Source organism: Streptomyces sp. NPDC090994, assembly GCF_044768905.1.
GTDB lineage: Bacteria > Actinomycetota > Actinomycetes > Streptomycetales > Streptomycetaceae > Streptomyces.
In genome coordinates this window covers 150,583-163,400 of the sequence record NZ_JBIVWS010000006.1, presented here as the reverse complement: position 1 = coordinate 163,400, position 12,818 = coordinate 150,583, and the positions used below count along the sequence as shown (strand labels likewise).

The window sequence follows — 12,818 nt, the reverse complement described above, 5'->3', positions numbered from 1 at the left end:
GCTGCACAGTCATGGAACTGCACGACGTCTGGTTCGTCCTGATCGCCTTCCTCTGGACCGGCTACTTCTTCCTGGAGGGCTTCGACTTCGGGGTCGGCGTCCTGACCAAGCTGCTGGCCCGCGACCGGCCCGAGAAGCGGGTGCTGATCAACACGATCGGCCCGGTCTGGGACGGCAACGAGGTCTGGCTGCTCACGGCCGGCGGCGCCACCTTCGCCGCCTTCCCCGAGTGGTACGCCACCCTGTTCTCCGGCTTCTACCTGCCCCTGCTGGTCATCCTCCTGTGCCTGATCATCCGGGGCGTGGCCTTCGAGTACCGGGTGAAGCGGCCCGAGGAGCGCTGGCAGCGCAACTGGGAACACGCGATCTTCTGGACCTCGCTGATCCCCGCGTTCCTGTGGGGCGTGGCCTTCGGCAACATCGTCGGGGGCGTGAAGATCGACCGGGACCTGGAGTACGTCGGCACCCTCGGGGACCTGCTCAACCCCTACGCCCTGCTCGGCGGCCTGGTGACGCTGACCCTGTTCACCTTCCACGGAACGGTGTTCACAGCGCTCAAGACGGTCGGCGAGATCCGGGAGCGGGCACGGAAGCTCGCCCTGCGGGTCGGCCTGGTCACGGCCGTGCTCGCCCTGGTCTTCCTGCTGTGGACCCAGGCGGACAGCGGTGACGGCGCGAGCCTGGTCGCGCTGGTGGTGGCCGTCGCCGCGCTGGTCGCCGCGCTCGTGGCCAACCAGGCCGGGCGCGAGGGATGGTCGTTCACCTTCTCCGGCGTCACCATCGTGGCCGCCGTGGCCATGCTGTTCCTGACGCTGTTCCCGAACGTCATGCCGTCCACGCTGAACGCGGACTGGAGCCTCACCGTCACCAACGCCTCGTCCAGCCCGTACACCCTGAAGATCATGACCTGGCTGGCGGCGATCGGCACGCCCGTCGTCCTGCTCTACCAGGGATGGACGTACTGGGTCTTCCGTAAGCGCATCGGTACCCAGCACCTCGCCGAAGCCACGCACTGAGTCCGGGCATCGAGCCCGGCCGGGGAGTGTTTCACGTGAAACCGATCGATCCACGTCTGCTGCGGTACGCCCGCACCACCCGGCTCTTCCTGATCGCCGTCGTCGCCCTGGGCGCCGTCGGCGCGGGGCTGGTCATCGCCCAGGCGATGCTCGTCGCCGAGATCGTGGTGGGCGCCTTCCAGAAGGGGCTGGCAGCCGGCGAACTGCGCACTCCCCTGCTGCTGTTGGTGGCCGTCGCCGGGGGCCGGGGCCTGGTGGGATGGCTCACCGAACTGGCCGCGCACCGGGCGAGCGCGGCGGTCAAGTCCGAGCTGCGCGGGAGGCTGCTGGAGCGGGCGACCGCCCTCGGTCCCGGTTGGCTCACCGGACAGCGCACCGGCTCGCTGGTCACCCTGGCCACCCGGGGCGTCGACGCCCTCGACGACTACTTCTCCCGTTACCTGCCGCAGTTGGGGCTCGCGGTGGTCGTCCCGGTCGCGGTGCTGGCCCGGATCGTCACCGAGGACTGGGTGTCGGCGGCCATCATCGTCGTCACCCTGCCGCTCATCCCGGTCTTCATGGCGCTGATCGGCTGGGTCACCCAGTCCCGGATGGACCGGCAGTGGCGGCTGCTGTCCCGGCTGTCCGGGCACTTCCTGGACGTGGTCGCGGGCCTGCCCACGCTGAAGGTCTTCGGCCGGGCCAAGGCACAGGCCGAGTCGATCAAGAAGATCACCGACGACTACCGGCAGGCGACCCTGCGGACCCTGCGGATCGCCTTCCTGTCCTCCTTCGCCCTGGAACTGCTCGCCACGCTCTCGGTGGCCCTGGTCGCCGTGACGATCGGCATGCGCCTGGTCCACGGAGACATGGACCTCTACGACGGTCTGGTCGTGCTGGTGCTGGCACCGGAGGCGTATCTGCCGCTGCGGCAGGTCGGGGCGCAGTACCACGCGGCGGCCGAGGGGCTCGCGGCGGCCGAGGAGATCTTCGAGGTCCTGGAGACACCGGCTCCGGCGCCGGGAACCGGGCCGGTGCCCGCGAGCGGGGCGCTGTCCTTCGAGGGCGTGACGGTCCGCTACCCCGGCCGCGCGGCGGACGCCGTAGCGGACGTGAGCTTCACCGTGGAGCCCGGCGAGACGGTCGCCCTCGTCGGCCCGAGCGGGGCGGGCAAGTCCACCCTCCTCGACGTACTGCTGGGCTTCGTGCGGCCCGCCGAGGGACGGGTACGCGTCGGCGGCGCCGATCTCGCCGGGCTCGACCCGGCCGAGTGGCACGCCCGGGTCGCCTGGGTGCCGCAGCGTCCGCACCTGTACGCCACGACGATCGCCGAGAACGTACGGCTGGCCCGGCCCGGAGCGGACGACGCCGCCGTGCGCGGTGCGCTGCGGGACGCCGGGGCGCTGGCGTTCGTGGACGCGCTGCCCGAGGGGGCGGGGACGGTGCTCGGCGAGGACGGGGCCGGACTCTCCGCCGGGCAGCGGCAACGGCTGGCGCTGGCCCGGGCGTTCCTCGCCGACCGGCCCGTCCTGCTGCTGGACGAGCCGACGGCCGCGCTCGACGGGGCGACCGAGGCTGAGGTCGTGGCGGCGGTACGGCGGCTGTCGGCGGGGCGGACGGTGCTGCTGGTGGTGCACCGCCCGGCGCTGCTGGAGGTGGCCGACCGGGTGGTGCGGCTGGCGGAGCCGGGGGCTGCCGGTTCGGGGCGGGGCGTGTCGGGTTCGGAACGGCTCGGTACTGCGGTGGCCGCGGCAGGTGGTCCGGGTGAGGCGGTGGCCCCGGCAGGTGGTCCGGGTGAGGCGGTGGCTGGGGCGGGCGCTGCGGACGATGCGGTGGCTGGGGCGGGCGCTGCGGACGATGTGGTGGCCGCAGTCGGTGGTCCGGATGTCCCGGAGGCCGCTGGTGTCCGCCGTGGCGGTCCGGACGTTCCGGACGCCGCTGGTGTCCGCCGTGGCGGTCCGGACGTCCCCGACGCCGCCGGTGTCCGCCGCGGTGTGCTCGCCCGGGTGCGCGCGATGTCCGCCGCCCGGCGCGGACGCCTCGCGCTCGCCCTGCTGCTCGGCAGCCTCGCGCTCGGCAGCGCCGTCGGCCTGATGGCCACCTCCGGGTGGCTCATCTCGCGGGCCTCGCAGCAGCCGCCGGTGCTGTATCTCATGGTGGCCGTCACGGCGACCCGGACCTTCGGCATCGGGCGGTCCGTCTTCCGCTACGCCGAGCGGCTGGTGTCGCACGACGCGGTGCTGCGGATGCTGGCCGACACCCGGGTCGCCGTCTACCGGCGGCTGGAGCGGATCGCGCCCGCCGGGCTGCGCCGCAGCCGACGCGGCGACCTGCTCTCCCGGCTCGTCGCCGACGTGGACGCGTTCCAGGACTACTGGCTGCGCTGGCTGCTCCCGGCCGGCTCCGCGGTGGTCGTCTCGGCGGCCTCCGTCGGCTTCATGGCCTGGCTGCTGCCCGAGGCCGGGACCGTGCTCGCCGCCGGTCTGCTCGCCGCCGGTGTCGGTGTCCCGCTGGTCACCGGTGCCGTGGCCCGCCGGGCCGAACGCAGGCTGGCCCCCGCCCGGGGAGCGCTCGCCACCCGGGTGACCGACCTGCTCACCGGCACCGCCGAGCTGACCGTGGCCGGGGCCCTGCCCGCACGCGCCGACGACGCCCGCCGGGCCGACTCCGCGCTGACCCGGATCGCCTCCCGCGCGGCGACCGCCACCGCGCTGGGCGACGGGCTCACCGCGCTGATCTCCGGCCTGACCGTCGTGACGGCCGCCCTCGTGGGTGTCCAGGCGGTCGCCGACGGACGGCTCGGCGGCGTCGCCATGGCCGTCGTCGCCCTCACCCCGCTCGCCGCCTTCGAGGCCGTCCTCGGGCTGCCGCTCGCCGTGCAGTACCGGCAGCGGGTACGCCGCGGCGCCGAGCGCGTGTACGAGGTGCTCGACGCCCCCGAGCCGGTACGGGAGCCGGAGCGGCCCCGGCAGGCCCCCGCCACGCCGTTCCCGCTCGTCGTCAAGGGGCTGGCCGCGAGCCACCCCGGGCAGGACCGGGAGGCCGTGGCCGGGCTGGACCTGACGCTGGCCGAAGGCCGCCGGGTCGCCGTGGTCGGGGCGTCCGGGTCGGGCAAGACGACGCTGGCGCAGGTGCTGCTGAGGTTCCTGGACCCCGGCGCGGGGTCGTACACGCTGGCCGGGGTGGACGCCCGCGCGCTGGACACCGACGACGTACGCCGGCTCGTCGGGCTGTGCGCGCAGGACGCCCACCTCTTCGACAGCTCGGTGCGGGAGAACCTGCTGCTGGCCAGGAAGGACGCCACCGAGGCGCAGCTGCGTGACGCGCTGGGCCGGGCCCGGCTGCTGGAGTGGGCCGACAGCCTGCCCGACGGCCTGGACACTCTGGTCGGCGAACACGGGGCCCGGCTCTCCGGCGGCCAGCGGCAGCGCCTCGCGCTGGCCCGCGCGCTGCTCGCCGACTTCCCCGTGCTGGTGCTCGACGAGCCCGCCGAACACCTCGACCTGCCGACCGCGGACGCGCTCACCGCCGACCTCCTGGCCGCCACCGAGGGACGGACCACCCTGCTCATCACGCACCGGCTGGCCGGGCTGGAGAACGTCGACGAGGTCGTCGTGCTCGACGCGGGACGGGTGGTGCAGCGCGGCACGTTCGCGGAGCTGGCGGCCGAGCCGGGGCCGCTGCGGTCGATGGCCGAGCGGGAGGCTGCCGCCGACCTGCTGGTGGCGGCGGGGTAGGCGGCGGCGGGCGGTGCCGGTACGACCGTCGTACGGAAACGCCGTACTGATCCGCCGAAAGGGTCGGCGGAGCGCCGCCCGTGCCCCGTGTGCAGCAACCGGTCCCCCGGCCGTACGAGTTGAAGATGACCTGGCGAGGCCTCAGGGGCCACGATCACTGGCATGCGCTCACCTCGCCGACACCCGCTGCTCGTTCCGGCGCTGCTGTGCGCGCTCGCCGTCCTCGCGGCCCGCCCCGCCTCGGACCGCGACGCCGGTCCCGGCGCCGACGCCGGGGCGGAGGTCGCCCGGCTCTACCAGGACGCCGCCACGGCGACCCGGCGGTACGAGGAGGGCCGGCGTGAGGCGGAGGTCCGGCGGGCCGAGGCCGAGCGGTACGAGGAGTTGCTCGACCGGGAGCGCCGGGAGATCGCCGCCCTGGACGAGGACCTGGGCCGGCTCGCCCGCGTCCAGTACCGCGGCGGGAGCGGACTGCCGATCACCGCGCGGATGCTGCTCGCGGACGATCCCGAGGAGCTGATGCGCGGTCAGCGCGCCGCGTCCCGTGCCGACCTCGCCGTCAGCAACGCCCTGGACAAGAGCCGGCGGGCCGAGGCCCGGCTGGCCGCCAGTGAGGCGAAGGCCGAGGAAGCCTGGCGGGAGCTGGACCGGCGGAACGCCGAACTGGCCACCCTCAAGAAGGAGATCGAGCGCAAGCTGGAGGCCGCCCGGTCGAAGCTCCGGGGCCGGTCCGAGGCGTCGGCCGCCGCGGGGTCCTGTCCCGGTGCCGTCCGTCTCGACCAGCCGGACGCCCGTGCCGGCCGTGACTGGGTGGCACCGGTGGAGACGTACCAGCTGTCCGCGTCCTTCGGCAGCGGAGGATCGCGGTGGGCCGACCGGCACACCGGGCAGGACTTCGCCGTGCCGGTCGGCACGCCGGTGCGGGCGGTCGGCGCCGGTCGGGTGGTGAAGGTGTCGTGCGGCGGTGCCTTCGGCGTCCAGATCGTGCTCCAGCACGCCGGCGGCTACTACACGCAGTACGCGCATCTGGCCGGCGTCGCCGTCGACCAGGGCGACCGCGTCGAGGCCGGCCAGTGGATCGGGCAGTCGGGCAGCACCGGCAACTCCACCGGACCGCACCTGCACTTCGAGGTACGGCTCACCCCGGACATGGGCTCGGCGCTGAACCCGGTGCCCTGGCTGGCCCAGCGGGGCGTGCCGATCTGACCGCGACCGCGACCACGACTGTGACCACTACCGCGACCGCGACCGCGACCACGACCGCGACTGTGACCACGACCACGACCGCCACCACCACTGTGACGGTGACTCGTGTCAGGCGGTTCGCGCGAGCAGCTGTTCGATGACGAGGGCGACCCCGTCGTCGTTGTTGGCGACCGTCCGCCCCGAGGCGGCGGCGACCGCGTCCGGATGGGCGTTGCCCATGGCGTACGACTGTCCCGCCCAGGTCAGCATCTCCACGTCGTTCGGCATGTCCCCGAAGGCGACGACCTCCTCGTGCGAGATGCCGCGCTCGGCGCAGCACAGGGCGAGCGTGCTGGCCTTGGAGACGTCCGGGCCGCTGATCTCCAGCAGGGCGCTGGGGCTGGACCGGGTGACGTTGGCGCGGTCGCCCACGGCGAGGCGGGCCAGGGTGAGGAAGGCGTCGGGCTCGATGGTGGGGTGGAAGGCGAGGATCTTCAGCACCGGCTCGTCCGGAGCCGGACCGTCCGGACCCAGCAGCTCCTCGGCCGGCCGGAGGACGTCGGGGACCTCCAGGTGCATCTTCGGGTACTCCGGCTCCTGGTTGAAGCCGTACGTCTGCTCGACCGCGTACACCGTGCCGGGGGCCGCCTCGCGCAGCAGCCGTACGGTGTCCAGGGCGTTCTCCCGGGCCAGTTCCCGCACCTTCACGAACCGGTGGCTGCCGGGGCCGCCGTGCAGGTCGACCACGGCGGCGCCGTTGCCGCAGATGGCGAGGCCGTGGCCGTGCACATGGTCGCTGACGACGTCCATCCAGCGCGCGGGGCGGCCGGTGACGAAGAAGACCTCGATGCCGGCCTCCTCGGCGGCGGCCAGCGCGGCGACCGTACGGGGCGAGACCGACTTGTCGTCGCGCAGCAGGGTTCCGTCGAGATCGGTGGCGATGAGCCGGGGGCGAGCGGCGGCGGCCGGGGGCTGGGACTGTCGAGTCGCTGAGGTCACCGGGCCATTGTCACGTAAAGGCCCGTACGGACGTGCGGAGGCCGCCCATCTGTGAGGTACGGCTCTCATCGGTGCCGCTGCCCGTACGTGCGGCGAGGACGGCCGGACCCGGCCTCCGCTCTCCCGGTACGCACGCCGGAGCCTCAGCCCAGCTGAGCCGGTGCCTCCATGGCGATCCGCTCGAAGACCTTCTCGTCCGTGGCGAAGTCGGAGTCCGGGATCGGCCAGTGGACGACGATCTCGGTGAAGCCCAGCTCGCGGTGGCGTCCGGCGAAGTCCACGAAGGCGTCCAGGGACCGGAGCGGCTCGTTGCGGTCCGGGGTGAAGCCGGTGAGCAGCACCTTGTCGAGTTCGCCGGCGTCGCGGCCGATCCCGGCACAGGCGTCCGCCAGCCGATCCGCCTGCCCCCGCAGCGCCCGTACCGACTGCTCCGGCGTGCCGTCCTCGAACAGCTTCGGGTCGCCCGTGGTCACCCACGCCTGTCCGTACCGGGCGGCGAGCCGCAGTCCGCGCGGACCGGTCGCGGCCACCGCGAACGGCAGCCGGGGCCGCTGGACACAGCCGGGGATGGTGCGCGCCTCGTGCGCCGCGTAGAAGTCGCCCTCGTAGGAGACCGCGTCCTCGGTCAGCAGCCGGTCGAGGAGCTGGAGGAATTCGGCGAACCGGTCGGCCCGCTCGCGCGGCGTCCAGGGCTCCTGGCCGAGCGCGGTGGCGTCGAAGCCCGTGCCGCCCGCTCCTATGCCCAGGGTGATCCGCCCGCCGGAGATGTCGTCGAGGGAGATCAGCTCCTTGGCGAGCGTCACCGGGTGCCGGAAGTTCGGCGAGGTCACCAGGGTGCCCAGCCGCATCCGCTCGGTGGCCGTCGCGGCTGCGGTCAGCGTCGGTACGGCACCGAACCAGGGCCCGTCGCGGAAGCTGCGCCAGGACAGGTGGTCGTAGGTGTACGCGGCGTGGAAACCGAGCTGCTCGGCCCGTGTCCAGGCCGAACGGCCGCCCTCGTGCCAGCGGCGGTGGGGGAGGATCACGGTGCTCAGGCGCAGGGTCATGCGTCCGAGCCTAAGCGGCGTCTCCTGTTTCACGTGAAACACCGCGCGCCGAGGGATGCGTCAGGAGAAGCGCAGATACTCCGGCGGCACGGCCTCCGTCAGCCACACCCCGTTGGCACTGACCTGGAAGACGTGGCCGTCACGGTGCATCGCGGCGGCGTCCACCGGCAGGACCACCGGTCGGCCGCGGCGGGCACCGACCCGGGTGGCGGTCTCCCGGTCGGGCGAGAGATGTACGGCATGCCGGTTCATCGGCCGGAGCCCCTCGGCCCGGATGGCGTCCAGGTGACGGGCGACCGTGCCGTGGTAGAGGTACGGCGGCGGGACGGCCGGGGGCAGGCCGAGGTCCACCTCGACGCTGTGGCCCTGGCTGGCGCGGATGCGGGTGCCCTCGACCGCGAAGCGCCGCTTGTCGTTGGTGGCGATCACGTGGTCCAGCTCCTCGCGGGAGAAGCGGAAGCCGTGCGCGGCGGCCGCCGCGATGAGCGCGTCGATCTCGGTCCAGCCGCCCTCGTCGAGGGTGAGCCCGATGCGTTCGGGCTGGTGACGCAGATGCTTGGACAGGTACTTCGACACCTTCACGGTGCGTCTGTCGGCCGTGCTCCTCTTGTCGTCTTCGTTCACGTGTCCAGGGTGCCGAAAGAGACGCGCGTCACGCGAATGATTTCCTCACGCAGGTTTGGTCCACAGCGAAGTGGTGTTATCCACAGGGGAATTGGGTCCGCCTGTGGAGAACCGGTGCCCATCGAGGGAGTACCGGCCGTGGCCCAGCCGAGAGCCCCCGGCGTCCCGGCCCCGAGTCCGGCACCCCTCGCCGTAGCCCTCAGGCAGGGCTCCCCCTAAGGCTCCGTACGCCTGGAGTCGGATGCCAAGACGGCCCCTCGGTCTGACGACCGGTGAGGCGCGCGTCACTACCGTCATGGACGTGACTGTGATCGCGACCGAAAGCCTGAGCAAGCGGTTCCCCCGGGTGACCGCGCTCGACCGTCTCTCCGTGGACATCGGAGCCGGTGTGACCGGACTCGTCGGGGCCAACGGCGCCGGCAAGTCCACCCTGATCAAGATCCTGCTGGGTCTGTTCCCCGCCAGCGAGGGCCGCGCCGAAGTGCTCGGACTCGACGTGGCCACCAAGGGAGCCGCCATCCGGGAACGGGTCGGCTACATGCCGGAGCACGACTGCCTGCCGCCCGACGTCTCGGCCACCGAGTTCGTCGTGCACATGGCCCGCATGTCCGGCCTGCCGCCCGCCGCCGCCCGTGAGCGCACCGCCGACACCCTGCGCCACGTCGGCCTCTACGAGGAGCGCTACCGCCCCATCGGCGGTTACTCCACCGGCATGAAGCAGCGCGTCAAGCTCGCCCAGGCCCTCGTCCACGACCCCCAGCTGGTCTTCCTCGACGAGCCGACCAACGGCCTCGACCCGGTCGGCCGCGACGAGATGCTCGGCCTCATCCGCCGCATCCACACCGACTTCGGCATCTCGGTCCTGGTCACCTCGCACCTGCTGGGCGAACTGGAACGGACCTGCGACCACGTCGTCGTCGTGGACGGCGGCAAGCTGCTGCGCTCCAGCTCCACCACCGACTTCACCCAGTCCACCACCACCCTCGCCGTCGAGGTCACCGACACCGACGAGCACCCGGACGGCACCCGCGCGGTGCGCGACGCGCTCCACGCGCGCGGGATCACCGTCGAGGACGGCAGCGGCCTGCCCGGCGCGGGCCACGTGCTGCTGCTGACCGCCACCGGCGACGAGACGTACGACGTGATCCGCGACGTGATCGCCGGCCTCGGCCTCGGCCTGGTCCGCATGGAGCAGCGCCGGCACCACATCTCGGAGGTCTTCACGGACAGCGACGACGCTGCCGCACAGCGGAAGGAGGCGGTCGGCCATGGCAACTGAGCAGCCCACAGCCGCCGTGACGGGCGACCAGACCCGCATCCACAACATCGGCTACCGCGCCTACGACGGCCCCCGTCTCGGCCGCGCCTACGCCCGCCGCTCGCTCTACTCGCAGTCCCTGCGCGGCGCCTACGGCCTCGGCCGCTCGGTCAAGTCCAAGGTGCTGCCGATGCTGCTGTTCGTCGTCATGTGCCTGCCCGCCGGCATCATGGTCGCCGTCGCCGTCTTCGCCAAGTCCAAGGAACTGCCCCTGGAATACACGCGCTACGCGATCGTCCTCCAGGCCGTCATCAGCCTCTACATCGCCTCCCAGGCCCCCCAGGCGGTCTCCCGCGACCTGCGGTTCAAGACCGTGCCGCTCTACTTCTCCCGGCCGATCGAGACCTCCGACTACGTCCGCGCCAAGTACGCGGCCCTGGCCTCGGCCTTGTTCATCCTGACGGCCGCTCCGCTGATCGTCCTCTACGTGGGCGCTCTGCTCGCCAAACTCGACTTCGCCGACCAGACGAAGGGATTCGCGCAGGGACTGGTCTCCGTGGCACTGCTCTCACTGCTCTTCGCCGGCATCGGCCTGGTCATCGCCTCGGTCACCCCGCGTCGCGGCTTCGGCATCGCCGCCGTCATCGCCGTCCTGACCATCACCTACGGCGCGGTCTCCACCCTCCAGGCCATCGCCGACGTCCAGGACAGCACCGGCGCCATCGCCTGGATCGGCCTGTTCTCGCCGATCACCCTCATCGACGGCGTGCAGTCCGCCTTCCTCGGCGCCACCTCCGCCTTCCCCGGCGGCCACGGGCCCGGCACCGCGGAGGGCCTGGTCTACGTCCTCGTCACCCTCGGCCTGATCGCCGGCGCCTACGGCCTGCTGATCCGCCGCTACCAGAAGGTGGGCCTGTGACCACGCTCAGCATCGACCACGTCTCCCGCTGGTTCGGCAACGTGGTCGCCGTCAACGACATCACCATGACGATCGGCCCCGGCGTCACCGGCCTCCTCGGCCCCAACGGAGCGGGCAAGTCCACCCTCATCAACATGATGGGCGGCTTCCTCGCCCCCTCCACCGGCACCGTCACCCTCGACGGACAGCCGACCTGGCGCAACGAGGCCATCTACCAGCACATCGGCATCGTCCCCGAGCGCGAGGCGATGTACGACTTCCTCACCGGCAAGGAGTTCGTCCTCGCCAACGCCGAACTCCACGGCCTCGGCGCCAAGGCCGCGCAGCGCGCCCTGGCCACCGTACAGATGGAGTACGCGCAGGACCGCAAGATCGCCACGTACTCCAAGGGCATGCGCCAGCGCGTGAAAATGGCGAGCGCCCTCGTGCACGACCCCTCGCTCCTCCTGCTCGACGAGCCGTTCAACGGCATGGACCCGCGCCAGCGCATGCAGCTGATGGACCTGCTGCGCCGCATGGGTGACGAGGGCCGCACGGTGCTGTTCTCCTCGCACATCCTCGAAGAGGTCGAACAGCTCGCCTGGCACATCGAGGTCATCGTCGCCGGACGCCACGCGGCCAGCGGCGACTTCCGCCGCATCCGCCGCCTGATGACCGACCGCCCGCACCGCTACCTGGTCCGCTCCAGCGACGACCGGGCGCTGGCCGCCGCGCTGATCGCCGACCCGTCGACCTCCGGCATCGAGGTCGACCACGCCGAGGGCGCGCTGCGTATCCAGGCCGTCGACTTCGCCCGGTTCACCACCCTGCTGCCCAAGGTCGCCCGGGACCACGGCATCCGGCTGCTCACGGTCTCGCCCTCCGACGAGTCCCTCGAGTCCGTCTTCTCGTATCTCGTCGCGGCGTAGGAGGCCGAACAATGTACGACCCCACAGTCGCCCGGCTCACCTACCGGGCCCTGCTCGGCCGCCGCCGGGCCCTCATCCTGGGCGCCCTGCCCCTGCTGCTGCTCGTCATCGCGGTCGCGGTACGCGCCCTGACCGGTGCCGACGACCAGACCGCCGCCGACGTCCTCGGCGGCTTCGCGCTCGCCACCATGGTGCCGATCATCGGCGTCATCGCCGGCACCGGCGCCATCGGCCCGGAGATCGACGACGGCTCGGTGGTGTACCTGCTGTCCAAACCGGTCAAGCGGCCGACGATCATCTTCACCAAGCTGATCGTCGCCATCGCCGTCACGATGGTCTTCTCCGCGCTGCCCACCCTGCTCGCCGGCCTGATCCTCAACGGCAACGGCCAGCAGATCGCCGTCGCCTACACGGTCGCCGCGCTGGTCGCCTCCATCGCCTACGCCGCGCTCTTCCTGCTGCTCGGCACGGTCTCCCGGCACGCGGTGGTGTTCGGCCTGGTCTACGCGCTGGTCTGGGAGGCCCTCTTCGGCTCCCTGGTGCCCGGCGCCCGCACCCTCAGCGTCCAGCAGTGGTCGCTCGCCGTCGCCCAGAACATCGCCGGCGGCGAACTGGTGACCTCCGACGTCGGCCTGACCACCGCGACGGTCCTGCTGGTCCTGGTGACCGTGCTCGCCACCTGGTACGCCGGACAGAAGCTGCGCGCGCTGACCCTCGCCGGGGAGGAGTGAGCCGGAGACGGGGAGCAGCGGCCGGGCGTCCGATTTAATCGGTGGCGCCCGGCCTGCCCGTTCCCGCACACTCATGTCATGTTCGAGCCCCGCTGGTCGCGGGGCGCCGTGGACCGGGAGAGGAGCGGGGCGATGTCCAGGTACGACAGTCCGTCCGGCTCCCGACAGGGCGGCCCGCGGCGGGCTCCGGAGCGGTAACCACCCTCCGTCGAGCCCGCCGTGCACGGGAAGCCGCCCGGGGCGGTCGCTTCGAGCACGCGGCGCGCACCGCGGCCGCGTGGACCGCCCACCCGGAGGATTGGCCGAGTGGTAAGGCACCGGCCCGCCCCCGTGTCCCGCACACGGACCGGGGAGCGGGCCGCGGTCGGGCCTGGAAAGCCCGCGCACGTTCGATCCGTGCATCCTCCGCCGACGAC

General features: G+C 72.6%; 10 protein-coding genes and 1 tRNA gene. 8 read left to right on the top strand and 3 right to left on the bottom strand.

The window, feature by feature from the left end; all coding sequences use genetic code 11:
- Window positions 1–11: 11 nt before the first annotated feature.
- The 3 genes from cydB to ACIQR3_RS15760 all read left to right on the top strand — a co-directional run bounded on the left by cydB (window position 12) and on the right by ACIQR3_RS15760 (window position 5,938).
- Window positions 12–1,016 (top strand): cytochrome d ubiquinol oxidase subunit II, encoded by a 1,005-nt coding sequence (gene cydB, locus ACIQR3_RS15770; protein ID WP_403538756.1) that lies wholly within the window; start codon window positions 12–14, stop codon window positions 1,014–1,016.
- Between the two features lie 35 nt (window positions 1,017–1,051).
- Window positions 1,052–4,732, top strand: a complete 3,681-nt coding sequence (gene cydD / locus ACIQR3_RS15765) for a thiol reductant ABC exporter subunit CydD (protein WP_403538754.1) — start codon at window positions 1,052–1,054, stop codon at window positions 4,730–4,732.
- Between the two features lie 162 nt (window positions 4,733–4,894).
- The gene (locus tag ACIQR3_RS15760; RefSeq protein WP_403538752.1) at window positions 4,895–5,938 is read left to right on the top strand and encodes a peptidoglycan DD-metalloendopeptidase family protein; all 1,044 of its coding nucleotides are present in this window, start codon (window positions 4,895–4,897) and stop codon (window positions 5,936–5,938) included.
- Window positions 5,939–6,046: 108 nt separating this feature from the next.
- Here the strand turns inward: ACIQR3_RS15760 and ACIQR3_RS15755 are convergent, their stop codons facing one another.
- The 3 genes from ACIQR3_RS15755 to ACIQR3_RS15745 all read right to left on the bottom strand — a co-directional run bounded on the left by ACIQR3_RS15755 (window position 6,047) and on the right by ACIQR3_RS15745 (window position 8,586).
- On the bottom strand, window positions 6,047–6,916 hold the full coding sequence (locus ACIQR3_RS15755) for a Cof-type HAD-IIB family hydrolase (protein WP_403538750.1): 870 nt from the start codon (window positions 6,914–6,916) through the stop codon (window positions 6,047–6,049).
- A 143-nt stretch (window positions 6,917–7,059) separates the two neighbouring features.
- A complete protein-coding gene (locus ACIQR3_RS15750; RefSeq protein WP_403538747.1) occupies window positions 7,060–7,962 on the bottom strand; it encodes an LLM class flavin-dependent oxidoreductase in 903 nt (300 codons plus the stop codon).
- 60 nt (window positions 7,963–8,022) lie between these two features.
- The gene (locus ACIQR3_RS15745) at window positions 8,023–8,586 is read right to left on the bottom strand and encodes an RNA 2'-phosphotransferase (RefSeq protein ID WP_403538745.1); all 564 of its coding nucleotides are present in this window, start codon (window positions 8,584–8,586) and stop codon (window positions 8,023–8,025) included.
- 295 nt (window positions 8,587–8,881) lie between these two features.
- Here ACIQR3_RS15745 and ACIQR3_RS15740 point away from each other — a divergent pair, with 295 nt between their 5' ends.
- The 5 genes from ACIQR3_RS15740 to ACIQR3_RS15720 all read left to right on the top strand — a co-directional run bounded on the left by ACIQR3_RS15740 (window position 8,882) and on the right by ACIQR3_RS15720 (window position 12,810).
- Window positions 8,882–9,865, top strand: a complete 984-nt coding sequence (locus tag ACIQR3_RS15740) for an ABC transporter ATP-binding protein (protein ID WP_403538742.1) — start codon at window positions 8,882–8,884, stop codon at window positions 9,863–9,865.
- Window positions 9,855–10,763: an ABC transporter permease gene (locus tag ACIQR3_RS15735; protein WP_403538740.1), complete on the top strand. Its 909-nt coding sequence runs from the start codon at window positions 9,855–9,857 to the stop codon at window positions 10,761–10,763. Before ACIQR3_RS15740 ends, ACIQR3_RS15735 begins: the two co-directional genes overlap by 11 nt.
- Window positions 10,760–11,671 (top strand): ABC transporter ATP-binding protein, encoded by a 912-nt coding sequence (locus ACIQR3_RS15730; protein ID WP_403538737.1) that lies wholly within the window; start codon window positions 10,760–10,762, stop codon window positions 11,669–11,671. Before ACIQR3_RS15735 ends, ACIQR3_RS15730 begins: the two co-directional genes overlap by 4 nt.
- Window positions 11,672–11,682: 11 nt before the next feature.
- Window positions 11,683–12,402, top strand: coding sequence for an ABC transporter permease subunit (locus ACIQR3_RS15725; RefSeq protein WP_403538734.1), 720 nt, complete (start codon window positions 11,683–11,685; stop codon window positions 12,400–12,402).
- A 292-nt stretch (window positions 12,403–12,694) separates the two neighbouring features.
- Window positions 12,695–12,810 (top strand) — tRNA-Val (locus ACIQR3_RS15720).
- Window positions 12,811–12,818: the final 8 nt, after the last annotated feature.